The 23,016-nt window shown below is 68.1% G+C and carries 20 protein-coding genes; 14 read left to right on the top strand and 6 right to left on the bottom strand.

The window, feature by feature from the left end:
- The first annotated feature begins 166 nt into the window (after nt 1–166).
- The 5 genes from AAEX60_RS03560 (at nt 167) to AAEX60_RS03540 (ending at nt 5,284) form a co-directional block, all read left to right on the top strand.
- Entirely contained in the window at nt 167–994 is an 828-nt protein-coding gene (locus AAEX60_RS03560) for a sugar phosphate isomerase/epimerase family protein (protein ID WP_342101290.1), read from the top strand.
- Nucleotides 991–2,040, top strand: a complete 1,050-nt coding sequence (locus tag AAEX60_RS03555) for a Gfo/Idh/MocA family protein (protein ID WP_342101289.1) — start codon at nt 991–993, stop codon at nt 2,038–2,040. The genes AAEX60_RS03560 and AAEX60_RS03555 overlap by 4 nt, the downstream gene beginning before the upstream one ends.
- Before the next feature lie 18 nt (nt 2,041–2,058).
- Entirely contained in the window at nt 2,059–3,225 is a 1,167-nt protein-coding gene (locus AAEX60_RS03550; RefSeq protein WP_342101288.1) for a Gfo/Idh/MocA family protein, read from the top strand.
- Between the two features lie 75 nt (nt 3,226–3,300).
- Nucleotides 3,301–4,149 carry a sugar phosphate isomerase/epimerase family protein gene (locus AAEX60_RS03545; protein WP_342101287.1) on the top strand — a complete coding sequence of 283 codons (849 nt, stop codon included), beginning with the start codon at nt 3,301–3,303 and terminating at the stop codon, nt 4,147–4,149.
- A 136-nt stretch (nt 4,150–4,285) separates the two neighbouring features.
- The gene (locus tag AAEX60_RS03540) at nt 4,286–5,284 is read left to right on the top strand and encodes a LacI family DNA-binding transcriptional regulator (RefSeq protein WP_342101286.1); all 999 of its coding nucleotides are present in this window, start codon (nt 4,286–4,288) and stop codon (nt 5,282–5,284) included.
- Nucleotides 5,285–5,319: 35 nt separating this feature from the next.
- Here AAEX60_RS03540 and AAEX60_RS03535 read toward each other — a convergent pair whose 3' ends face one another.
- Nucleotides 5,320–6,612: a lactate racemase domain-containing protein gene (locus AAEX60_RS03535; protein WP_342101285.1), complete on the bottom strand. Its 1,293-nt coding sequence runs from the start codon at nt 6,610–6,612 to the stop codon at nt 5,320–5,322.
- A gap of 308 nt (nt 6,613–6,920) precedes the next feature.
- On the opposite strand from AAEX60_RS03535, the gene uxaC reads away from it, so the two are divergent.
- The 7 genes from uxaC to AAEX60_RS03500 all read left to right on the top strand — a co-directional run bounded on the left by uxaC (nt 6,921) and on the right by AAEX60_RS03500 (nt 14,779).
- Nucleotides 6,921–8,336 (top strand): glucuronate isomerase, encoded by a 1,416-nt coding sequence (gene uxaC / locus AAEX60_RS03530; RefSeq protein ID WP_446721248.1) that lies wholly within the window; start codon nt 6,921–6,923, stop codon nt 8,334–8,336.
- Nucleotides 8,333–9,703, top strand: coding sequence for a mannitol dehydrogenase family protein (locus AAEX60_RS03525; RefSeq protein WP_342101282.1), 1,371 nt, complete (start codon nt 8,333–8,335; stop codon nt 9,701–9,703). The genes uxaC and AAEX60_RS03525 overlap by 4 nt, the downstream gene beginning before the upstream one ends.
- Nucleotides 9,704–9,901: 198 nt before the next feature.
- Entirely contained in the window at nt 9,902–10,843 is a 942-nt protein-coding gene (locus AAEX60_RS03520) for an HAD family hydrolase (protein ID WP_342101280.1), read from the top strand.
- A gap of 58 nt (nt 10,844–10,901) precedes the next feature.
- Nucleotides 10,902–12,623 (top strand): glycoside hydrolase family 3 protein, encoded by a 1,722-nt coding sequence (locus AAEX60_RS03515; protein WP_342101279.1) that lies wholly within the window; start codon nt 10,902–10,904, stop codon nt 12,621–12,623.
- Nucleotides 12,624–12,822: 199 nt separating this feature from the next.
- A complete protein-coding gene (larC, locus tag AAEX60_RS03510; RefSeq protein ID WP_342101277.1) occupies nt 12,823–14,160 on the top strand; it encodes a nickel pincer cofactor biosynthesis protein LarC in 1,338 nt (445 codons plus the stop codon).
- A 113-nt stretch (nt 14,161–14,273) separates the two neighbouring features.
- A complete protein-coding gene (locus AAEX60_RS03505; RefSeq protein WP_342101275.1) occupies nt 14,274–14,516 on the top strand; it encodes a type II toxin-antitoxin system Phd/YefM family antitoxin in 243 nt (80 codons plus the stop codon).
- On the top strand, nt 14,513–14,779 hold the full coding sequence (locus AAEX60_RS03500) for a Txe/YoeB family addiction module toxin (protein ID WP_342101273.1): 267 nt from the start codon (nt 14,513–14,515) through the stop codon (nt 14,777–14,779). Before AAEX60_RS03505 ends, AAEX60_RS03500 begins: the two co-directional genes overlap by 4 nt.
- Before the next feature lie 310 nt (nt 14,780–15,089).
- Here the strand turns inward: AAEX60_RS03500 and AAEX60_RS03495 are convergent, their stop codons facing one another.
- The 3 genes from AAEX60_RS03495 to larE form a co-directional block, all read right to left on the bottom strand.
- Complete coding sequence (locus AAEX60_RS03495) at nt 15,090–16,202, bottom strand: alkene reductase (RefSeq protein ID WP_342101272.1); 1,113 nt, start codon at nt 16,200–16,202, stop codon at nt 15,090–15,092.
- A gap of 99 nt (nt 16,203–16,301) precedes the next feature.
- A complete protein-coding gene (larB, locus tag AAEX60_RS03490) occupies nt 16,302–17,042 on the bottom strand; it encodes a nickel pincer cofactor biosynthesis protein LarB (protein ID WP_342101271.1) in 741 nt (246 codons plus the stop codon).
- The gene (gene larE, locus AAEX60_RS03485) at nt 17,035–18,003 is read right to left on the bottom strand and encodes an ATP-dependent sacrificial sulfur transferase LarE (protein ID WP_342101270.1); all 969 of its coding nucleotides are present in this window, start codon (nt 18,001–18,003) and stop codon (nt 17,035–17,037) included. Before larE ends, larB begins: the two co-directional genes overlap by 8 nt.
- A gap of 155 nt (nt 18,004–18,158) precedes the next feature.
- Between larE and AAEX60_RS03480 the strand changes: the two genes are divergently transcribed.
- Both AAEX60_RS03480 and AAEX60_RS03475 read left to right on the top strand, forming a co-directional pair.
- Nucleotides 18,159–19,247 (top strand): PfkB family carbohydrate kinase, encoded by a 1,089-nt coding sequence (locus AAEX60_RS03480; protein WP_342101268.1) that lies wholly within the window; start codon nt 18,159–18,161, stop codon nt 19,245–19,247.
- A gap of 227 nt (nt 19,248–19,474) precedes the next feature.
- On the top strand, nt 19,475–19,855 hold the full coding sequence (locus AAEX60_RS03475) for a WGxxGxxG family protein (RefSeq protein WP_342101266.1): 381 nt from the start codon (nt 19,475–19,477) through the stop codon (nt 19,853–19,855).
- 79 nt (nt 19,856–19,934) lie between these two features.
- On the opposite strand, the gene AAEX60_RS03470 is transcribed toward AAEX60_RS03475, so the two are convergent.
- Both AAEX60_RS03470 and AAEX60_RS03465 read right to left on the bottom strand, forming a co-directional pair.
- Entirely contained in the window at nt 19,935–21,338 is a 1,404-nt protein-coding gene (locus tag AAEX60_RS03470; protein WP_342101265.1) for a dicarboxylate/amino acid:cation symporter, read from the bottom strand.
- Nucleotides 21,339–21,632: 294 nt separating this feature from the next.
- On the bottom strand, nt 21,633–22,709 hold the full coding sequence (locus tag AAEX60_RS03465) for a hypothetical protein (RefSeq protein WP_342101264.1): 1,077 nt from the start codon (nt 22,707–22,709) through the stop codon (nt 21,633–21,635).
- Between the last annotated feature and the right edge of the window lie 307 nt (nt 22,710–23,016).

Below are 23,016 nucleotides of genomic sequence, written 5' to 3'. Positions count from 1 at the left end.
GGAAGTTGTCTCCCGACATCCGGCCGTCCAGCGGGCCGCGCGGCCCGATCCGGGCGGCCGGTGCAACAGGCTGCAACGACCGGGCCCGTCGCGGCCCGCTGGTTAGGGTGGGGAGCGAGGCAAGGGCAACCGACCTCCTGCCCAACGACGACGATGGGAGCGCACCATGTGGACCCTCACCGGTTTCGCCGACGAGATCAGCGATGACTTCGCCGAGCAGCTGGCCCTGCTGAACACGCTGGGCGTGAAGTACCTGGAATTCCGGTCGGCCTGGGGGCAGAACATCCTGCTGCTCAACCAGGAGCAGCTGGCCACCGCCAAGCAGATGCTGGACGACGCCGGAATCGGGGTCAGCTCCATCGGTTCACCCGTCGGCAAGCAGCTGATCACCGATCCGGTGGACGAGCACGTCGCCGGCATGAAGCACGCGGTTGACCTGGCGCACTACTTCGGCGCCCGCTACATCCGCGGCTTCAGCTTCTTCATGCCCGAGGGCGAGGATCCGGACCAGTACCGCGACGAGGTGCTGCGCCGGATGCGGCTGTTCGTCGAGATTGCCGAGGCGGGTGACGTGGTGCTGTTGCACGAGAACGAGAAGGACATCTACGGCGACATCCCGCGTCGCTGCCTGGACCTGGTGACCAGCATCGATTCGCCGCACTTCAAGGCGATCATCGACCCCGCCAACTATGTGCAGTGCGACGTCAGGCCCTTCGACGAGGCCTACCCGCTGATGCGCGAGCACACCGTCTACATGCACATGAAGGACGCCGTGATGGGCACCCCGCAGGTGGTCCCGGTGGGGGAGGGCGACGGGCAGGTGCCCGAGATCCTGCACGCACTGCACGAGTCAGGCTTCGACGGCTTCTTCTCGATCGAGCCGCACCTGGGTGACTACACCGCCTGGGGTGCGATGAGCGGCCCGGAGCTGTGGACCAAGGCGCACACCGCGCTGGTCACCCTGATGGACGCCGAAGGGGTCGACCACCGATGACCACGGCCGTCATCGTCGGCTGCGGTGATGTGGCGGGCGTGCACTTCGAGGCCCTCCAGGCACTGGGCATCGGCCTGCTCGCCGTCGTCGACACCGATCCGGCGGTGCTCGCCCGCACCACCGGACGGCTCCAGACGCTGGGGCTCCAGGTCCCGGGTCTGGGCAGCGTCGACGATCTGCTGGCCGCCATCGACGCGGGCAGTATCGCATGGCCGGACGTGGTGCACGTCACCACCCCGCACCACCAGCACGCCCCCGTGACCGTGCCGCTGCTGGGCGCCGGGCTCAACGTGATCCAGGAGAAGCCGTTGGCCAACACCCTGGTTGCCGGCCAACAGCTCGTGGAGGCCGCAGCCAGCGCCGAGGGGCGGCTCGGGGTCTGCTTCCAGAACAGGTACAACGCGGGCAACCAGGCGTTGAAGAAGATCCTGGAGGACGGGGAGCTGGGGGAGATCCTGGGCGGTTACGCCTCCGTGGTGTGGACCCGAACACCGGACTACTACCAGGCCAAGCCGTGGCGTGGCCGGTGGGACCAGGCCGGTGGCGGCCTGCTGATCAACCAGGCGTTGCACACCCTGGACCTGCTCCAGTGGTTCCTCGGCGATCCCACCGAGGTCCGGGGATCGGCCAGCACCCTCAAGTACCGCGGGGTGATCGAGGTGGAGGACAGTGCCCAGGCCCTGTTCACCCACCCGGCGCACGGCGACCAGCCGGAGGTCACCAGCACCTTCGTCGGCAGCCTCACCAATGCCGTGCATCGCAATGTGGAGGTGGAGATCTACGGCAGCTTGGGCACGGCCACCATGGCCGATGGGTTGCACGTGCGCTACGCCGACGGCCGCACCCTGGACGTGGCCGAGCGGGTGGTGCCCACCACCGGCCGCAGCTACTGGGGGATGAGCCACCAGCTGTTGATCGACGACTTCCACCGCCAGCTGGGCTCCCCGCGGCCCTTCTGGATCGGCCCGCAAGAGGCCATGGCCTCGCTGCGGATGCTCAAGGCGGTCTACGCCGACACCTGGCCGCAAGCCGGCCACCATCAGTGACCTCACCAAGGAGAAACCATGACTGACAAGCAGCTTCGTCTGGGCATCATCGGCCTGGGCGCCGAGGGCGGCATGTACGCCAAGTTCATCAATGAGGGCGCGGTGCCCCGCATGACCGTCGGCGCCATCTGTGACATCGACGAGTCCAAGCGCGCCGCGGCCGAGGCGATGGGCGTGCCCTTCCACACCGACTACCGCGAGCTGTTGACCAGCGGCCAGGTGGACGCCGCGGTCACCACCGTGCCGCACTACCTGCACCCGGAGATGGGCATCGCCGCCCTGGAGGCCGGGATCCACGCCCTGGTGGAGAAGCCCGTCGGCGTCTACACCAAGCAGGCCCGGGAACTGATCGACTACGCGGCCAGCAAGCCGGAGCTGGTCTTCGGGGTCTTCTTCAACCAGCGCACCAACCCGCTGTACAAGGACATCAAGGCGATCCTGGACTCCGGGGAGCTGGGGGCGCTGCGGCACACGTCGTGGATCATCACCACCTGGTGGCGCCCGCAGGGCTACTACGAGCAGTCCGCCTGGCGGGCCACCTGGGGCGGCGAGGGTGGCGGCGTGCTGGTCAACCAGGCTCCGCACCAGCTGGACCTGTGGCAGTGGCTGTGCGGGGTGCCGCAGAGTGTCTTCGCCAAGTGCGCCTTCGGTTTCAAGCGGGACATCGTGGTGGAGGACGAGGTGAATGCCCTGGTGGACTTCGGCAACGGCGCCACCGGCCACTTCATGACCGCCACCCATGACATCGCCGGCACCGACCGGCTGGAGATCCTGTGTGACAAGGGCAAGATCGTCGTCGACAATTCCAGGACTCTGACCGTCACCAAGCTGACCGAACCCGAGCAGGAGTTCAGCAAGGGCATGTCCATGGAGGAGGTCGGCAAGCTGTTCAAGGGCGAGCTGGACCTGTCCGACGTGATGAGCTCCCACACCCGGGACTACGAATCGGTCTGGGGGGCCCAGCACCAGGAGGTGCTGCGCAACTTTGCCGCGGCCGTGCTGGACGGCGAGCAACTGCTGGCCCCCGGTGGCGACGGCATCCACGGGGTCCGGCTGGCCAATGCCATCCACCTGTCGGCGTGGACCGGCGAGGAGGTCAGCATCCGCGACTTCGACGAGCCGCGCTACCTGGCCGAGCTGAACAAGCGCATTGCCGAGGAGGGGCAGTTCGAGCAGCGCGCCTGACCGACCAATGGTGGCTGGGGCCGCCCCATTCACGGTGGCTGAGCCCGTCGAACCCACAAGGACCAAGGAGAAGACATGGCAACACTCGGTGTACAGATGATGATGCTCAAGGACCAGGTGGCCCAGCAGGGCATGTGGCCGGTGCTGGAGCGGATCAACCAGCTGGATCTGGTGGGCCTGGAGGTCAGCCAGATCCCCATGGATGAACAGAATGTGGCCGCGTTGGAGCGCGGCATCCGGGAGCTGGGCCTGCAGGTCGGCGCCCTCTCGGTGGCGCTGAAGCCGGGGCCGGTGGCCACCGGCGACAACCTGGCGGAGCACTTCAGCAAGATCGTCGACGACTGCCGTCGCTTGGGCTGCCGCTATGTCCGGATCGGGATGATGCCGTTCACCGCGATGGCCTCCAAGCAGGCCTGCGAGGAGTGGGCCGCGGAGTGCGAGCAGGCGGCCCAGCAGCTGGCCGCCGAGGGCATCACGCTGTGCTACCACAATCACCACGTGGACCTGGCGCAGTTCGACGGGGAACGGATCTTCGACATCGTGCGGCGGGTGGCGCCCAGCGTGCACTTCGAGGTGGACCTGCACTGGGTGCAGCGCGGCGGCATGAACCCGTTGGAGATGCTGCGGCAGTACGCCGGGGTGTGCAAGCTGATCCACGTCAAGGACTTCCGGGTGGTGCCGCTGCCCGAATCCGCGATGGAGCTGCTGGAGCAGGGCAAGCGCGACGAGTTCATGGCGGCCTTCACCAACATCGCGCAGTTTGCCGAGGTGGGGCAGGGCAACATGAACTGGCCCGAACTGCTGCCGGCCGCGCTGGACGCCGGTGCCGAGTGGTTCTTCATCGAGCAGGACGACACCTACGGGCGTGACCCCTTCGACTGCCTGGCCGATTCCCGGGAGTACCTCAAGGGCATCGGCTACTGACCCACCCGCCCTGGCACACGGCGCGAGGGCTGTCCCACGGTGCTGACCGGCTGGGTGGGCACCGTTAGGCGGCGTCGCGAGGTGCAAGTCGTGGGCTTGCCTGCTGGCGGCACGTCCGGGTCGCTAGGATTCGTGCATGTCGAAGGTGACCATCTATGACGTGGCCCGTGAGGCCGGTGTCTCCGCCTCGACCGTCTCCCGCGCCTTCTCCCGTCCGGGACGGGTGAAGAATGCCACCGCGCAGCACATCCGTGAGGTGGCGGAGCTGCTGGGTTATCGGGCCGAACCGTTGGTCTCCACCCCGGCGCTGAGCCGCCAGCGCACCCGGACCATCGGGGTGGCCGTCTCGGACATCACCAATCCCTTCTACTTCGGCATCATCCGGGGCGCGGAGAAGGGCGCGGCGGCGCTGGACCACAGCGTGATGCTGATCGACGCGCAGGAGTCCGAGGCGCTGGAGCGCACCCTGCTGGACCGCACCCTGCCGCTGATCGACGCCCTGGTGATGGCAAGTTCCCGGTTGGACGACACCCGACTGCGCCAACTGGCCAAGGAGGTGCCGGTGATGATGCTGAACCGGGTGGTGCAGGGGCTGCCGTCGATCATCCCGGACAGCGCCCGCGGGATGCGGCGCTCGGTGGAACACCTGACCAGCCTGGGGCACCGGCACATCTGGTACGCGGCCGGGCCGGAGGCCTCGTGGGCCAATGGCGCCCGCTACCGGGCCTTCCGGGAGGCGTCGCACGAGCTGGTCTTCACCGAACACCGGATCGGCCCCTTCCCGCCCACCCTGGCCGGTGGCGTGCGGGCCGCCGACGAACTGGTCGAGCGTCAGGCCACGGCGGTGGTGGCCTTCAATGACCTGATGGCGTTGGGCATGATGCGCCGCCTGCGGGCACGCGGGGTCAGGGTGCCTGAGGACATCAGCGTCGTCGGCTTTGACGACTCCTTCGGCAGCGACCTGGTCACCCCGCGGCTGACCACCGTCGCGGCGCCCCTGGTCCGGCTGGGGGAGTTGGCCACCACCAACGTGATCGCCATGGTGGACGGCAAGCAATGGCGCGGCACGGAGCCGATCGTGGTGCCCGTCGCGCTTCGGGAACGCGAATCGACGGCGCCGCCCCGCCGCGCCTGAGTTGCCTGAGTCGGCGCGCGGGCAGCAGCCGCGGCCTATGTCAGCTTGAACAGGATCTCGCCGGCATTGGGCACCACCAGGGTTCCAGGCACCTTCGCCTCCGCCGCCAGGTCCAGACTGTCCGGGTCCAGGTAGCCCAGGTTCACCTGCTCACACACTTCGCGCGGGATCTGGGTGGCCAGGGTCACCTTGATCCGGTTTGTCTCGACGCCAGTCTCGGCGTCATAGCTGCCCGCGCCGCGCACATGCGTCGAGTGCGCCAGCACGCCCTTCGGCACATTCTTGAAGCGGTCCCACTGCTTGGTGAAGTACTCGATGCAGTGGTAGCCGATCTCGTAGATCTCGCGGTGCACCTCGGAGACCTCGGTGACGTGCGGGGCGTAGATCACCACCTCACCGCCGTCGGCCATGGCCGGCTGCGCCTTGTAGCAGCCCTTCGCGGCGGTCCAGATGTCGTCGTAGCGGGTGGGCATGCACGCGATCACCCGCTGGAAGGGCTCGTCCACCCAGGTGATGTGGCTCTGGGCGGCCACGTCGGCCATCGCCGCCCAAGCGTCCTCGCTGGTGCCGAAGGCGGCGGCCTCCAGCTCACCGCTGCCGGACTCCACCACCAGGCACAGCGCCAGCTTCTCGGCCGGGATCAGGTCCGTGCCGGCGTTGATGATGGCGCGCATCGGGGTGATGCCGGTGGTGCCGATCACCTTCTCGACGCCCAGCAGGGCGCCGACCCAGTGGGACAGGTCGATGGCGTCGTGGGTGGCGCAGCCGGGGATGAAGTACTTGTTGCCGCCGGAGATGCCCACCACCTCGTGCGGGAAGACCGGGCCGATCACGATGTTGACGTCGGCCTCGACGACGTACCGGTTGATCTCCACGTCGACGGCGACGTCCTGCGCGCCCTGACTGAGCTCCTTGATGGTCTCGGCGCTGAGCGTGCCCACCTTGACGATCATCTCCGGGTCCTGCCATTCGTGGTTGACCACCCGCATGCCGGGGTAGGCCTCGGCCAGGGTGGCGGGCTGGCCCTCGCCGCCGACGCCGAACCAGCGGTCGATCTCGTCGGGCTCCATGTAGGAGTGGGTGCCCAGGGCGATGACGGCGGTCAGTTCGGCGACGCGGGGTGCCAGGCAGCGGTGCACGATGCCGAGCACCATCGGCAGCGGCATGGAACGGGTCCCGTCCGGCACCACAAGGACAACCTTCTTGCCATCCAGGTCTGCCCGGGCGAGGTTGGCCTCGACGAAGGCCTCGAAGTCGGTCTGGTCGACGTGCTGGTGGGCGCCGCCGATGCTCTGCACGGGAAGGGTCTGGCTGGTCATGGTGCTCATGGGGTCAGTCAACCCGCCACCGGGCGGGTGAGCAAGCGGTTGCCGCCGTTTGCGGCGTCAGGCCCGCGGAGGATCGCGTTCGGGCGACGGTTTCACATCAGTCCACGGCACGGTCCACGCTGGCTGGTCCGGGACGGTCTGCTGAGAACAGATGCAGGATGGGGGCCCAACGCAATAGTTGCGTTGGACCCCCATCCTGCATCTGTTCTCAGTGGAGCCCGCGAGTGGGCTCATGCACCGCGGCACGGGAACCGGCAACAGGTGGCAACCCGTGGAAAGTGTCGGAGGCATGCAGTTGCATGGGGGGCATGGCACAGGCAATGACGCTCCACCCAGACCGACTGCTCCCCGCCGAGCCCGGCGTCCGCGACATCGCGCGCCGGCTCTATGACGAGGTCAAGGACCTCCCGATCCTCTCGCCGCACGGGCACGTGCCGCCGGCCTGGATCGCCGACGACATTCCCTTCAAGAACGCGACCGAGTTGCTGATCACTCCGGACCACTATGTGAACCGGATCATGCACGCCAATGGGGTGGAGTTGTCCACCCTGGGTGTCCCGGTGGGCACCGAGTTGACCGACGAGCAGTCCCGCACCGCGTGGCGGACCTTCTGCGAGCACTGGAGTGATTACAACGGCACCGCGATGCGCTACTGGATGCAGGACCAGCTGGTCGGCATCTTCGGCATCGACGTGCGTCCCAGCGCCGAGACCGCCGACCAGATCTACGACGCCATCAATGCCAAGCTGGCCACCCCGGAGATGCGCCCCCGGGCCCTGATGGACTCGTTCGACATCACCTTCATCGCCACCACCGACGACCCGTGTGACTCCCTGGACAAGCACGAGCAGATCGCCCAGGACTCCTCCTTCACCCGTCGCGTGGTGCCCACCTTCCGCCCGGACAAGTACCTGGAGCCCGGCCGTCGGGACTGGAATGACCTGGTCAATGCCCTTGGTGAGGCGGCCGGGATGGAGATCTCCAACCTGGCGGACTACACCGCCGCGATGGAGAACCGGCGCGCCTTCTTCAAACAGCACGGCGCGGTGTCCACCGACCACTCGCACGCCGATCTGGGCACCGTCACCCCGGACGCCGTCGAGGCCACCAAACTGTTCGAGCTGGCGCGACGCAATGAGGCCAGCCCCGAGCAGTGCGACCAGCTGCGCCGCCACCTGCTCACCGACCAGGTCCGGATGGCCACCGAGGACGGCCTGACCATGACCCTGCACCCGGCCGTCGTGCGCGGGCACGACGCGGAGGCCACCGCCACCTACGGCGCCGACGTCGGCAATGACATCCCGATGCGGCTGGAGGTGACCCGGGCGCTGCAACCCGTGCTCAACGCCTTCGGAAACCACCCCAACCTGAACCTGGTGCTGTTCACCCTGGACGAGGACAGTTTCAGCCGGGAGATCGCTCCGCTGGCCGGCTGGTACCGCAGCCTGTACATCGGCGTCCCGTGGTGGTTCATCGACGCCCCGGAGTCGATCATGCGGTTCAAGCAGGCCACCACCGAGATGGCCGGGTTCAGCCGCCTGTCCGGGATGATCGACGACACCCGCGCCTTCTGTTCCATCCCCGCCCGGCACGACATGTCGCGCCGGCTGGACTGCGCCCACCTGGCCGGACTCGTCGCCCAGCACCGGCTGGACGAGGACGAGGCGGCCGAGACGGCGGTCAAGCTCGTCGTCGACAACCCGAAGAAGGTGTTCAAGCTGTGACCACGCTCAACCGAACCGACCACGGCCGTCCGGCCGCCCCCGTGCGGATCCTGCACCTGGGGATCGGCAACTTCACCCGCGCCCATCAGGCCTGGTACACCGAGCACGCGCACGACGCCGCGGACTGGGGGATCGCCGCCTTCACCGGCCGTTCGCCCGCCATCGCCGAGACGCTGGCTCCCTCCGAGGGTCTCTACCAGCTGTGCGTCGCCGACCCCGACGGTGACGAGGTGGAGGTGATCGGCTCGCTGTCCGCCGTGCATGCCGCCGACGACCTGGCCGCCTGGCGCGGCTACTTCGCCGACCCGCACCTGGCCATCGTCACTTCCACCATCACCGAGGCCGGCTATCTGCGGGACAAGGACGGAAACCTGGACCTGACCCACCAGCAGCTGGCCGCCGACCTGGCCGCGCTGCAGGCGGACCCACAGGCCCAGGTGGCCACCGCACCGGCGAAGTTCGTGGCGGGGCTGTTGGCCCGTCGTCAGGCAGGGGGCGGCAAGCTGACCTTCTGCCCATGCGACAACATCCCGGAGAACGGCCCGATGATCAAGCGGCTGGTCAGCCAGGCCGCACAGCGGGTGGACCCGGCGCTGGTGGAGTGGATCGAGGCCAATGTGGGCGTGGTCACCACCATGGTGGACCGGATCACCCCGCGCACAACCGACGAGGACCGGGAGCGGGTGGCGGCCCAGACCGGCGTCGACGACCCGGCCCTGGTGGTCACCGAACCCTTCAGCGAATGGGTGCTCAGTGGGGACTTCGTCGCCGGCCGCCCAGCCTGGGAGGACGCGGGGGCCCGCTTCGTCGACGACGTGGTGCCGCACGAGGCGCGCAAGCTGACCATGTTGAACGGCTCGCACTCCCTGATGGCCTATGCCGGGCCCATCCTGGGCCGGGAGACGGTCTGTGACGCGATCAACGATGAGGTGTTGCTGGGCTGGGTGAACGAGTTCTGGGACGACGCCGCCAAGTACTACCTCACCCTGCCGCAGGCGGAGCTGGACGAGTACCGCGAGGCCCTGCTCACCCGGTACCGCAACCCGCGGATCCGGCACCTGCTGGCCCAGATCGCCGCCGACGGGTCACAGAAGGTGGCCATCCGGCACGTGCCCACCATCAAGGCGGCCCTGGCGCGGGGTGAGGTGGCCACCGGCGCCACCCGCGCGGTCGCGGCCTGGATTCTGCACCTGCTGGGGATGGGCGCACCGGTCACCGACTCACAAGCCGACGAGCTGGCCCTGCTGGTCACCGGCGACGAGACCAGCTCCGCCGTGGCGGTGCTGGACCGGTTGGGGATCAACGAGCCGCGGGTGCTGGAGACCGTGCTGTCCCAGATGGACGAGCTGCGCGGGCGGGCCGCCTGACCCCTCGCCCTGCCGAAGCCATGCCACGTGGCCGTCGTCCCTCCGGGCGGCGGCCACGGCCGGTTGTGGTGGGTGCTCCGGTTCGTGCGCAGGTGGCCCGGACCTGCAACCGCAGGCTGGCAACTGCTGGCAACCCCTGACCTCAACCGATGCCCTACCGGAATGCTGGTGGTCAAGACGACGAAGAAGAGGAGCAAGATGTCCGAGATGCCCGCGGCAGCACAGGTGCTGGTGGACTTCACCCCGACCAAGGATTTCTTCGTCGGGATCGACTCCGACGGTTGCGCGATGGACGCCATGGACATCAAGCACCAGGAGTGCTTCACCCCCTGCTACATCAAGTACTTCGACCTGCAGCCGGTCTCCACCCTGGCCCGCCAGACCGCCCTGTTCGTCAACCTGGGTTCAGTGACCCGCGGGCTGAACCGCTGGCTGGCCCTGCGTCAGCTGCTGGACCTGCTGCGGGACCGCACCGAGGTGGCCGAGCGCGGCGTCGAGATCCCCGAGTACCCGGAGCTCACCGACTTCATCAATTCCGGTCATCCGCTCAGTGACAAGGGGATCGCGGCCTACGCTGCCGAGCACCCGTCGGCGACGATCGAGCGCTGCATCGCCTGGGGCGATGGCGTCAATGTCGCCATCGCGGACATGGTGCACGGGTGCGGCCCCTTCCCGGGTGTCCGCGAGGCGATGCAGGCCATGGACCAGGCCGGCGTCGACCAGATGACCGTCTCCGCCACGCCGCTGCACGCGCTGCAGAAGGAGTGGGGCGAGCACGGTCTGGCCCAGTACATGAAGGTGATCGCCGGGCAGGAGATGGGCGGCAAGGCGCAGCACGTCGAATACGCGGCCAAGGGCAAGTACGACGCCGACAAGATCATGCTGATCGGCGACGCCCCCGGTGACCGGGACGCCGCCGCCAAGGCCGGCTGCCTGTACTACCCGATCAATCCCGGCCGAGAGAAGGAGAGCTGGGCGCGCTTCGTCGCCGAGGCCCTGCCGAAGTTCCTCGACGGCAGTTACGCGGGGGACTACCAGGCCGCCCTGATCTCCGAGTTCGAGAGCTACCTGCCCGGCGAGCTGCCGTGGCCGACCATCTCCGGCAACCGCACGGTCAGCAAGCCCGTGGTTAGGGCCTGACCAGACCCCGGTCCCTGAGCTTGTCGAGGGGCCACACCACCACCCAGAAGGAGCATCGATGCCCAAGCTCGTAGACCTCACCGCCAGCCCCTACAACCTCGACGAAGCCCAGATCGAGTGGGTCGAGGACACCATCAAGGACATGACCGACGAGGAGAAGGTGGGCCAGCTGTTCACCACCCTGTTCTTCTTCGGCAAGGACGCCTACAGCGGCAATGAACTCACCAACAAGCAGATCCTGGAGCGCTACCACATCGGTGGTGCGCGCTACGAGGGTGGCACTGCGGAGCAGGTGCAGCAGCTGATCAACGAGCTGCAGACCGATTCGAAGATCCCCCTGATGGTGGCCGCCAACTGCGACGCGGGCGGCAACGGCGCCTGCAAGGACGGCACCTACATCGCCTCCGGTGCCCAGTGCGAGGCCTCGGGGGACCCCCAGGTGGCCTACAACGCCGGCTACGTCTCGGGCGTCGAGGAGAGCGCCTTGGGCGTCAACACCAACTTCGACCCGTGCGTCGACATCCTGTTCAACTGGCGCAACACCATCGTCAACACCCGCGCCTACGGCACCAATGCCGACGACGTGATCACCTACACGCAGGCCTACATCGACGGGATGCGTGAGAGCGACGTCAACGTCTGCATCAAGCACTTCCCGGGCGACGGCACCGAGGAGCGGGACCAGCACCTGGTGCTGGGCGTCAACGAGCTGTCCACCGACGAGTGGGACGCGAGCTTCGGCAAGGTCTATCGCCACCACATCGACAACGGCGTGGAGATGTTCATGGCCGGCCACATCGCCCAGCCGGCCTGGCAGAAGAAGCTGGACCCGTCGCTGGAGGACAAGGACATCCTGCCGGCCACTCTCGCCACCGAGCTGGCCACCGGCCTGCTCAAGGAGGAGCTGGGCTTCAACGGCATGCTGATCACCGACGCCAGCCACATGCTCGGCATGACCGCCGCCATGCAGCGCAAGGACTACGTCCCGAAGGCGATTGCTGCGGGTTGCGACATGTTCCTGTTCTTCAACCAGATCGACGAGGACTTCGGCTACATGCTCGACGGCTACAAGTCCGGCGTCATCACCGAGGAGCGGATGACCGACGCCCTGCGTCGCGTGCTGGGCCTGAAGGCCAAGCGTCGCCTGCACGAGAAGCAGGCCGACGGCACCCTGGTGAAGGACCCCAAGGAGCTCGAGGTCGTCGGCTGCGAGGAGCACCTGGCCATGCGCAAGGAGGCCGCGGACAAGGGCATCACGCTGGTGAAGAACACCCTCGACGAGCTGCCGCTCACCCCGGAGAAGCATCGCCGGATCAAGCTGTACTACGTCGCGGGTGAGAAGGGCGGCATCTACTCCGGCAACGACAAGACGGTGGAGATGTTCGTCGCGCAGCTCACCGAGCGCGGCTACGAGGTGACCGTGATGGACGGCGGCAGTCGGGTGAAGGGTTCCATCGAGCAGTACAAGGCGGAGACCGACGCGGCGCTGTTCATCGCCGAGGTGATCGGTTACGGTGCGCAGAACAACTACCGCATCCAGTGGAGTGCGGCCATGAGCAATGAGATCCCGTGGTATGTCCACGAGGTTCCCACCTTCGCGGTCAGCCTGAACTTCACCACCCACCTGCACGACCTGACCATGGTCAAGTGCTTCGTCAACGCCTACCACTCCAATCCGGACATCATCACCGGCGTCCTGGACAAGCTGGAGGGCAAGAGCGAGTTCAAGGGCACGCCCAATGACCTGGTCTGGGCGGGCAAGTGGCAGGCCAAGCTCTGACGAGCAGGTGAGGGACGGGGGGGGGGGGGGGGGGGGCCCCAAAACCCCCCCCCTCCCAAAGAGGGGGGGGGATGGGGGGGGGGGGGGGGGTGGGTGGGGGGGGGGGGGGGGGGTTCGGGTGTCCTCCCCCCCCCCCCCCCCCCCCCTTCCACGTCCAAGGGCTGGGCATGGAATGGTGGGGGAGACGAAAGGTGGAGGCATGGCTGGGCTGACCTGTTGGATCGACGCGAGTGCTGGGATTGCCGGCGACATGCTGCTGGGCGCCCTGCTGGACGCCGGTGCCAGTCTGGATGCCGTGCGCGAGGCCGTGGAGGCGGTGGCCCCCGGCGAGGTGACCATCAGCACTGAGCAGGTGGTACGCCACGGGATGCGCGCCACAAAGGCGTACGTCAGGCCAACCCAGCACGCGGTCCCCGAGCCTGTCGAGGGTCACCACCACCCCGTCCCCGAGCACCACCACTCGGTCCCCGAGCACCACCACTCGGTCCCCGAGCACCACCACTCGGTCCCCGAGCACCACCATGACCCGATCCCCGAGCTTGTCGAGGGGCACCACCATGACCACGCGCACGAACACCGAGCCTGGGTCGACATCGAACGGATGATCCGCACCGCGGGCCTGCCCCAGGCCGTGCGCGACCACTCACTGGCCGTCTTCGAGCGGATCGCCGTCGCGGAGTCCCGGGCGCACGGGGTGCCGGTCTCGGAGGTGCACTTCCACGAGGTGGGCGCCTGGGACTCGATCGCCGACATCGTCGGAGGCTGCGCGGCCTTGCACAGCCTGGGCGTCGAGCGCATCGTCGTCGGTGACCTCTCGGTGGGCAGCGGCACGATTCGGATGGCGCACGGTGAGCTGGCGGTGCCCGGTCCGGCCGTCGCCGAGCTCTCGGTCGGCCTGGTGGTGCAGCCCGGCCCGGCCCGAACCGAACTCGCGACGCCGACCGGAGTCGCCTTCGTCGCGGGGCGGGACCAGGGCGCGATGCCCGCGATGACTGTGCGCGCGACGGGGGCCGGCGCCGGCACCAAGGACTTCGACGGTCATGCGAATGTGGTGCGCGTCGTCATCGGCCAGGAGCGGTCGAGCGGCGGTGCCGGGCGGCTGTCGGTGCTGGAGTGCAATGTGGACGACCTGGATCCGCGGTTGTGGCCTGGCATCCTTGATGCCCTGCTCGCCGCCGGAGCCAAGGACGCCTGGCTGACCCCGATCCTGATGAAGAAGGGTCGCCCGGGGCATGCCCTGCATGTGCTGACCGATGATCCGGAGCGGCTGCGCCCGCTGGTCTTCCGCCACACCACGACGCTCGGCATCCGGGAGGTGCTCGTCGACCGCACCGCCCTGGAGCGTCGCTGGGTGCCGGTGGACGTCGAAGGTCACGTGGTGCAGGTGAAGCAGGGGCTGCTGGATGGCGAGGTGGTGACCTCACAACCTGAGTTCCGCGACGTGCAGGCGCTGGCCGCCGCCCTGGACATTCCCGAAGCCGAGGCGCTGCGACGCGTGAACCTTCTCGCTGCCCAGGGACTCGCGGACGCAACCTAGGAAGAACTCGAGACCCAGCGCCCGCGAAAGGCTGTGTGAGCGCACCATCATGCCGAGAGTCGGTCGTTCGCAGGGATGGTTGGGATCCGTACGTGTTGGCGTACGCTTGAGTCATGACTGCTGTTCCTGCCACCACCGCTCGAGCGAACCTCTACCGCCTCATCGACCAGGTCAACGAGGAGTCTGAACCGCTGACCATCACCGGCCAGCGGGGCAACGCCGTGCTCATCGGCGAGGATGACTGGCGGGCGATCCAGGAGACGATCTACCTTGCATCCGTGCCCGGTCTGGCGGCCTCCATTCGCGAGGCCCGCGACGAGGGTATCGAGGCCGGCTTGGAAGAGCTCGACTGGTGAGCACCTGGCGGATCGTCTACTCACGACAGGCACAGAAGGACGCGAAGAAGCTCGCCACGTCCGGACTGAAGCCGAAGGCGAAGGCGCTGCTCGACGTGATCGCCGAAGACCCCTTCGCGACACCACCGCGCTACGAGAAGCTCGTCGGCGACCTGGCCGGATGCTATTCGCGCCGGATCAACATCCAGCACCGCCTCGTCTACGAGGTACTGCCGGACGAGCATGTCGTGCACGTGCTGCGCATGTGGACCCACTACGAGTGACGCGTTGAACTGCCGCTTTGACGTTGCCGAGGCTTCCGTCGCTCTCGTTCTCACGGGTGCGATCGAGTGCAGAGACCTCAAGGACCAAAGTGGTGTCCTCGCTGATCGCGGCAAGGATGGGTTGGAAGGGAGCTGACACCCTTTGCGGAGCAACACCCGTCTCAATGAACCCAGCCAAGTCGAGCCCTTCGCGTGGGTCACGCATGGTTCTCTCCTCACTCATGCTGATACGGATTGCTGGATTGCCTGAGGTTTCCGCGCCCCACCGCTGGCGGGATCGAACAGGAGCGGTGGGCGAGGCGCCGGTCGGCTACGCGTTCTGGCTCGCGAAGGGGTAGTCCGTGTACCCGTGCGCGCCGGGGGTGTAGAAGGTCGAGAAGTCTGGGGTGTTGAGCTCCAGGCCCTCCTGCCAACGGCGCACCAGGTCGGGATTGGCGATCAGCTGGCGCCCCACCACGGCAGCATCCGCCAGGCCGTCCTCGACGATGTGAGCGGCCTCCTCCCGGGTGGTGACCGAGCCGAAACCGCTGTTCAGCAAGGTGAACCCGCCGAACCGGGAGCGCAGGGCCGCCACCAGGTCGCCGTCGATGTCAGCGTGCAGGATGGACAGGTAGGCGATGTCCAGGTCGGCGATGCCGTCCAGCAGGGCACCGTAGGTGGCCAGCACGTCGGCACGGTCGTCCTCCACCAGGCCCTGGACATTGTGTTCGGGCGAGATGCGCAGACCGACCCGGTCGGTTCCGATCTCGGCGGCGACGGCGCGGACCACCTCGATGCCCAGGCGGGCACGGTTCTCCGACGAACCGCCGTACTCGTCGGTGCGCTGGTTGCCCGAGGACGCGAGGAACTCGTGCAGCAGGTAGCCGTTGGCGCTGTGGAGCTCGACGCCGTCCAGGCCCGCCGCGACGGCATTGCGGGCCGCGGTGACGAACTCGTCCACGATGCGGGGCAACTCGCTGGTCTCCAGTGCGCGGGGCGCGGGGACGTCCTGCCTGCCGTCGGGGCCGTGCAGGGTGACGGGCACCGCGCCGCCCTGGGCGTCGCGCATGACCGGGGCGATGGCGCTGGGCGCCTCCGCCGGCTCGCCATTGTTGATGCTGGGCAGGGTGAGGCGGCCGCCGTGCATGATCTGCATGACGATGGTGCCGCCCGCGGCGTGGACCGCATCGGCGACCCGTCGCCAGCCGGCAACCTGCTCGTCGGTGTGGATGCCCGCCTGCCCGATGAAGGCCTGCCCCACCTCGCTGGTGCGAGTGCCCTCGGTCACCACCAGGCCGGCGGTGGCGCGCTGGGCGTAGTACTCGACGTGCAGGTCGGTGGGAACGCCGTCCTCACCGGCACGCGAGCGGGTCAGCGCCGCCATCGTCACGCGGTTCTTCAACTGCAGGGCGCCAGCGGTTGCGGGGGCGAAGAGGTCGGTCACTGGCTCGTCTTTCCATCGGGGTTGTCGTCCGGGAGCACAACCTTCCGCTTGGTCGATCCATTCCCGCACTCCCGGCCGTGGCGTTGAACCGGGGCCCGGTCAGGCCCGCGGGACGGCGATCTGGGCGGCGAGGTGACCGGCCCCGTAGCCATTGTCGATGTTCACGACGCCGACGCCAGGGGAGCAGGAATTGAGCATCGCCAGCAGGGGAGCGAGGCCGTCGAAGGCGGCGCCGTAGCCCACCGACGTCGGGCAGGCCACCACTGGGCAGCTGACCAGGCCGGCCACGACGCTGGGCAGGGCGCCGTCCATCCCGGCCACCACGACGATCGCGGCGGCCTGTTCCAGCAGGCCCAGCCGGGCGAGGATCCGGTGCAGGCCCGCGACCCCGACGTCCATCACCAGCTCGGTTCGCCGGCCCAGGTACTGGGCGGTCAGTTGGGCCTCCCGTGCCACCGGCAGGTCCGAGGTGCCGGCGGCACAGACCACCACCAGGCCCCCTTCGGGTCGCGGCGATTCCGGGGGCCAGACCACCAGCCGCGCCTCGGGCTCGTGCCGGGCGTCGGGCAATTCCGCCAGGACGGCCGCGGCGCGGGCCTCGTCGACGCGGGTGAACAGCATGGCGCCGGTGGTCTTCCCATCCTGGACCGCCAGCCGGATCCGACGGGCGATCTCGGCTAACTGGTCCGGTGTCTTGCCCTCACCGAAGATCGCCTCGGGGTAGCCGCGTCGGGCAGTGCGGCCCAGGTCCAGGTTCACGGCCTCCAGGTTCACGGCGTCCAGGTTCACGGGCTCCGGGCCCACCGGTTGTGCTGGGTCGATGTCGTGTCGCTCAGTCATGGGATTCACCGTCAACCAGGCTGGATGCCGTAGTGGCCGCGGCCGTGGCGGAGCTCGCCGACGGCACAGCCGGGTTACCCAGGACCGTCAGCGTGAACGTCCCGGACTTGATGCCCTCCAGATCCAGGCTCACGTGGTGGAAGCCGCAGGCCTTGATCCTGGCCACCAGCTCCTCCCGGACGGGGCCCTCCAGGGCGCGCTGCAGCTCGTCGGCGGGCAATTCGATCCGGGCCAGCTCGTCGTGGTGGCGGACCCGGCAGTCACTGAAGCCAAGGTCTCTGACCGCCTCTTCGGCCCGGGCGACGGCGGCCAACTTCTCGGGGAGCACCTCGCTGAAGTGCGGGATCCGCGACGCCAGGCAGGGCGCCGCGGGCTTCTCGGCACAGCGCAGGCCCAGCGCCCGGGCAACCTCGCGTACGTCGGCCTTGGTCATGCCCGCCTCGGCCAGCGGCCGGAGCACCCGGTGTTCGGTGGCTGCGCGGGAACCGGGACGGTCGGGCCGCAGCGCGTCGTCAGCATTCTCGCCGTAGGCCAGCGCGTCGACGCCCAACCGGGTGGCCTCATCCCGCATCCGGGTGAACAACTCGTCCTTGCAGAAGTAGCACCGGTCCGGGCCGTTGCTCCGGTAGGCCGGATTGTCCATCTCCCGGGTGACCAGCTCCTGCGGCACCACGCCGATCTGGACGGCCACCCCGTGGGCGGCGGTGCGCTCGTCGGGGGCAAGGGAGTCGGAGACCCCCAGCACCGCGACCACCCGCTCGGGTCCCAGGGTGGCCACGGCCAGGGCAAGCAGCACCGCGGAGTCGACCCCGCCGGAGAAGGCGACCGCCAGCCGTTCGCAACGCAGGGCGGCTCGGGCGGCGCTCACCCGGGCCATGAGCGGCTCGGGCAACCGATCGAGGGCGGCCCAGTCGAGGGCCTCGACGGTCTGCTGGTCATCGGGCGGGGATTGCTCAACCATGCACTGTCTCCTGTCGTCGTCTGTCAGCATGGCCGAAAGCTGGCCCCGACCCAAGCCCGTGGCGCTCACCGAGGCAACAGAGGCCAACCTGTTGTCGCCAGGCGGCCTCGCGGGCAGGCTGGTCCGCAAGGCTATCGACAAGGGAGAGAGCAGCCATGGAGCTTCGCAAGGACGCCGACTGGGCCATCGTCGTGCCCACCAGCATGGGAATCCGGATCACCCCGGAGAATCGGCAGAGTGTGCACGTCGCGGACCGTTTCCTGATGCAGGCGACGTCGGCCGAGGCCAATGTGGCGGCCGTCTCCTCCTACCTGGGCCAGCCCGCCAAGGTGCTGACCGCCTTCGTCGAGGGATCCCCGATCAGTGCCCTGATCAAGGCCCAGCTGCGCGCCCGCGGCATGTCCTACGAGGGGCCGGAGGTTCCGCAGGGCGACGCCTGGGGCTACCGCCACCAGTTCAACATCGCCGATTCCGGCTTCGGCGGCCGCGCGCCCCGGGTGTGGAATGACCGCGCCGGAGAGGTCGGCCGGGAGCTCACCGTCGAGGACTTCGACCTGGACCGGTTGTTCAGCAGCGAGGGCGTCAAGATCCTGCACATGTCCGGGTTGGTGGCCTCCCTGTCGCCCAAGACCAGTGAGTTCTGCGTGCAGCTGGCCAAGAAGGCCAAGGAGCACGGCACCCTGGTCAGCATGGACATGAACTACCGCGCCTCCTTCTGGAAGGGCCGGGAGGATGAGCTGTCCGCCGCCTTCCATGCCATCGCCGAGCACTGCGACATCCTCTACGGCAATGAGGAGGACTTCCAGCTCTGCCTGGGCATCCAGGGCCCCGAGGCCGGAGGTGAGGGGATCGACGCCAAGATCGACGGCTTCAAGGACATGATCGGCCGGATCAAGCAGGCCTACCCGCAGGCCAGCATGATCGGCACCTCCCTGCGTGAGGTGGTCAGCGCCAACCACCACAAGTGGGGGATGGTGCTGTGGAGCTGCGCGGACAAGCCGGAGGGCGAGTTCTGTGTGCAGCCGCTGCGCGACATCGACGTGCTGGACCGCATCGGCGGCGGCGACGGTTCGGTGGGTGGTGTGCTCTACGGCGTGCTGCAGGGCTGGGACGTGGAGAAGTGCGCCCAGTTCGGGTGGGCGACGGGTGCGATGGCGGCCACCTCGCTCACCGACAACGCGGCCCCGGCCGACGAGGCCCAGGTCTGGGCCATCGTCGAGGGAAATGCTCGCGTGCAGCGGTGACGCTGCCCGTGAGGGCAGGGTAGGAACCACCCCATGGGGTATGGCCGTTGGGGTGGGTTCGCTTGTCCTGGCGCACCCCTAGGGGTGTGTTCCGTTCGCTGAGGGTGGATCGGGTCGTTGCTGTGGGGCCGTGGCACTTACCGTCGAAGAGTGGCCCGACATCACGGATGACGGTACGGGTCGCTCTTCCCCAAGGTCATCCACCCCCAAGCACTAGGAGCACTCCCATGCGCAAGACCCTCGCCGCTTCGGCCCTCGGCACCGTCATCCTGCTCGGCGGCCCCGCCGTCGCCCAGGCCGAGACCACCTCGCCCACCCCGGCCCCGGTCGGCACCTCCAGCGCCGCCCCGGTGGAGCACACCACCAAGACCGTGGAGAAGAAGGATCGCACCGGCCTGTGGGGCCTGCTGGGCCTCGCCGGCCTGGCGGGGCTGGCCGGGCTGAAGAAGAAGCCCGAGCAGCACACCACCGTGCGTCCGGCCCACGTCGAGACCCGTGAGCCGCAGCGCACCAGCACCCTGCGTCAGGACACCGACGTGCGCACCGGCAACCTGCGCAGTGACGTGCGTGACGGCGACCTGAACCGGGACGGTCGTCGCGACGTCTGATCGCCACAGCACGAACGACGGGGCGCCCGGGGGAGGAATCCTCCGGGCGCCCCTGTTGGCTTCTCATGGCGCGTGAAGGTCAGGCGTCTGCGACGGCCCCCTCATGCTGCGCGGTCGCTCCGAGGGGAGCGGCCACGGGACGTCGCCCGTTGTAGACCGCCTCGTCCAGGATCCCGGCCCGCTTGGCGACGATCGCCGGGATGGCCGCCTGGCCGGCCACATTGGTGGCAGTGCGCATCATGTCCAGGATGGGGTCGATCGCCAGCAGCAGGCCCACGCCCTCCAGCGGGAGGCCCAGGGTGGACAGAGTGAGGGTGAGCATCACGATGGCGCCGGTGAGTCCGGCCGTCGCGGCGGAACCGACCACCGAGACGAAGGCGATCAGCAGGTAGTCACCGAAGTGCAGCGGCACATTGAACAGCTGCGCGACGGTGATCGCCGCCAGCGCCGGGTAGACCGAGGCGCAGCCGTCCATCTTGGTGGTGGCCCCGATCGGCACCGCGAAGGAGGCGTACTCCCGCGGGACGCCCAGCCGGTCGATCACATTGGCCTGGGTCACCGGCAGGGTGCCCACCGACGAGCGGGACACGAAGGCCAGCTGGATCGCTTGGCCGGCGCCCTTGAAGAAGCGGACCGGGCTCAGGCCGTGCACGGCCAGCAGCACGGGGTACATCACGAACATCACCAGCGCGCAGCCCAGGTAGACGTCGAGGGTGAAGATGCCCAGCGGAGCCACCAGGTCCCAGCCATAGCTGGCGACCGCCTTGCCGATCAGGCCGGCCGAGCCGACCGGCGCCAGCAGGATGATCCACCAGGTGAGCTTCTGGAAGATCTCCAGCCCGGCCTTGGCGAAGTCCACGAACGGTGCGGCCACCTGTTCACCGACGGCCAGCGCCGCGGCGCCGAGCGCGATGCCGATTACCACCACCTGCAGCACGTTGAAGCTCAGGGCCGAGTTGACGGCGATCTGGGCACCCTCGCCCTCGACGGAGGAGTTCACCTGCAGGCCGAGGATGTTGCTGGGCACCAGGGACTTCAGGAAGTCCAGCCAGCTGCCCTGGGTGGCGACGGCCTGCGCGCCCTCGGTGCCGATGCTGGCGTGGGCGCCGGGATCGGTGAGCAGGCCGATGGTGATGCCGATCAGCACGCTGACGGCGGCGGTGATGCCGAACCAGGCCAAGGTGTTGACGGCCAGTTTGGCGGCATTGTTGACCTGACGCAGGTTGCTGATGCTGACCACCAGCGCGAACAGCACCAGCGGCACCACGACGGCCTTCAGCAGGCTGACGAAGACGCTGCCGACCGTGGTCAACAGCTCGGTGAGCCAGTCCAGCTGGTAACGGCGGGCCAGATAGCCGAGCACGATGCCGACGGCCAGACCGAGGAAGACCTTGGCCCAGAAGGGAATGGAGCGTCGGGTGGGTGCGGGCCGGGCAGCGACGGCCTCAGCCTCGGCGGCGGGAGTGGGAGTGGGGGTGGGCATGGTGGGACCTTCCGGGATTTGATGGGGACGAGGTGGACTCGTCGCAACACCCGGTGGTCTGGCGTCGGCCGTGGTCGATGGTCAGGCGTGCCCAGAACATGGCCTTGATGCCCATGCCGCCCTCCTGTCCGCCGTCGCCGATTTCCTCCGGCAGGCTACAACGGGCGCCGGGCCGATTTCATTCCGGACCCGGTGGGCAGTTCCCGGGCACCTGCCCGTGCAATGGGATCGTCCCCGGACCCGTCTGGGGCCGGGGACGATCTGGCTGGTCAATTGCTGGGGAAAGCGACCCGATCAGGCCGACACGTAGCACTTCGCATTGGACAGATCATCGCCCTTGGCGTCGTACATCGGGATGTCGTAGGCAATCTGGTTGCCCTGGCGGGTGTTGTTGCTCAGGCTGTCGGTGCCCTGGTAGACCTTTCCATCCTTGATGCAGGCGGCCTTGATGGTCACACTGCCCTTCACCGGGGTGGTGGAGACGGCATGGCCCGTCAGCGACTGGACGCCGCGGTTCTGCTTGTAGTCACCCACCTTGGGCTTGCCCATCTCGGTGATCTCGAAGCCATTCTTCATGTCGGTCTTGCCCTCCAGGGAGACCTTGAAGCTCTTGGGCTTGGCGCCGGCCGGCAGGGTGACCAGATTGCTGGTGACCAGGTCATGGTCGCCCGTGGTGTAGACCGAGTTGAGCCCGGTCTTGGAGGCGATCATCTTGCCGGAGGCGTCGTAGAGCTTGACCCGCAGGTTGAGCATCATCGGACGATCCGTGGTGGCCTTGAAGACGCCGACGATCTTGCCGTGCTGCCCACCGGGGGCGGTGGCACCCTGCAGCTTGACCAGCTCAAGGTTGGAGATGCCGGAGCCGGAAGGGACGGAGATCTGCTGCCCGGAGCCCGAGCCGCCCGAATTGGAGCTGCCGGAGTTGGAGCCGCTGTTGCTGGAGCTGTCGTCATCCGAGCTGCCGGAGTTGGAGTTCGAGTCGTTGGAGTCGTCGCCCGAGCTGTTGTTCGAGTCGTCGTTGCTGTTCGAGTCGTCATTGTTGCCCGAGCCATTGTTCGAGTCATCGCTGGGCGCGTTGTCCGAGTTGTTGTTCGAGTCGTCGTCGTTGCCGGAGTTGTCGTTGGACTCGTTGTCCGAGTTGTCGTTCGAGTCGTTGCTGTTCGAGTCGTTGGAGTCGCTGGACTCGTTGTCACTGCCCTGGTTGTTGGACTCGTTGTCGTTCGAGTTGTTGCTGCTCTCCTGAGGAGCGACGCTGGCCTGGTTCGGAGTGGCCTCGGTCTTCTCGCCGCCGGGCAGCATCGAGCAGGCGGTGAAGGCCGGCAGGATGGCGAGGGCGGCGATGCTGGTGCGCAGGGCGAGGGAGCGGCTCATGATGAGTCCTTTCAGACAGTGGTGGTCAGCTCGCGAGGAAGCTGGCTTGCGAATTCATCATGGTGGACTAACGGGTCAGGCGTCCATGGGGAGAACTCCCCGGTCAGGGCGCTTCCGGCCAAAATCCGAATTCTGCGGCGTGGGAGCTCCTCGGAATCTTCAGCGCGGAAACAAGTCCAGCTGCGCTGCCCCCGTGCCAAGCAAGGCTTCCTGGTTCGGGTGGATGGTCAGCACTCTCGACGCTATGGCAGCGGGGGGGGGGGGGAGGGAGAGGGAAGAGGGGGGAGAGGGGGAAACGTACAGAGGA

This window comes from Luteococcus sp. H101, from assembly GCF_038433155.1.
GTDB lineage: Bacteria > Actinomycetota > Actinomycetes > Propionibacteriales > Propionibacteriaceae > Luteococcus.
Note: the sequence above shows the minus strand (reverse complement) of the source record. Positions and strands in the feature narration are given on the sequence as shown.

Coding starts and splice junctions, on each gene's coding strand:
- AAEX60_RS03560 (WP_342101290.1), top strand. CDS start 167: ATGTGGACCCTCACCGGTTTCGCCGACGAGATCAGCGATGACTTCGCC.
- AAEX60_RS03555 (WP_342101289.1), top strand. CDS start 991: ATGACCACGGCCGTCATCGTCGGCTGCGGTGATGTGGCGGGCGTGCAC.
- AAEX60_RS03550 (WP_342101288.1), top strand. CDS start 2,059: ATGACTGACAAGCAGCTTCGTCTGGGCATCATCGGCCTGGGCGCCGAG.
- AAEX60_RS03545 (WP_342101287.1), top strand. CDS start 3,301: ATGGCAACACTCGGTGTACAGATGATGATGCTCAAGGACCAGGTGGCC.
- AAEX60_RS03540 (WP_342101286.1), top strand. CDS start 4,286: ATGTCGAAGGTGACCATCTATGACGTGGCCCGTGAGGCCGGTGTCTCC.
- AAEX60_RS03535 (WP_342101285.1), bottom strand. CDS start 6,612: ATGAGCACCATGACCAGCCAGACCCTTCCCGTGCAGAGCATCGGCGGC.
- uxaC (WP_446721248.1), top strand. CDS start 6,921: ATGGCACAGGCAATGACGCTCCACCCAGACCGACTGCTCCCCGCCGAG.
- AAEX60_RS03520 (WP_342101280.1), top strand. CDS start 9,902: ATGTCCGAGATGCCCGCGGCAGCACAGGTGCTGGTGGACTTCACCCCG.
- AAEX60_RS03515 (WP_342101279.1), top strand. CDS start 10,902: ATGCCCAAGCTCGTAGACCTCACCGCCAGCCCCTACAACCTCGACGAA.
- larC (WP_342101277.1), top strand. CDS start 12,823: ATGGCTGGGCTGACCTGTTGGATCGACGCGAGTGCTGGGATTGCCGGC.
- AAEX60_RS03505 (WP_342101275.1), top strand. CDS start 14,274: ATGACTGCTGTTCCTGCCACCACCGCTCGAGCGAACCTCTACCGCCTC.
- larB (WP_342101271.1), bottom strand. CDS start 17,042: ATGACTGAGCGACACGACATCGACCCAGCACAACCGGTGGGCCCGGAG.
- larE (WP_342101270.1), bottom strand. CDS start 18,003: ATGGTTGAGCAATCCCCGCCCGATGACCAGCAGACCGTCGAGGCCCTC.
- AAEX60_RS03480 (WP_342101268.1), top strand. CDS start 18,159: ATGGAGCTTCGCAAGGACGCCGACTGGGCCATCGTCGTGCCCACCAGC.
- AAEX60_RS03475 (WP_342101266.1), top strand. CDS start 19,475: ATGCGCAAGACCCTCGCCGCTTCGGCCCTCGGCACCGTCATCCTGCTC.
- AAEX60_RS03470 (WP_342101265.1), bottom strand. CDS start 21,338: ATGCCCACCCCCACTCCCACTCCCGCCGCCGAGGCTGAGGCCGTCGCT.
- AAEX60_RS03465 (WP_342101264.1), bottom strand. CDS start 22,709: ATGAGCCGCTCCCTCGCCCTGCGCACCAGCATCGCCGCCCTCGCCATC.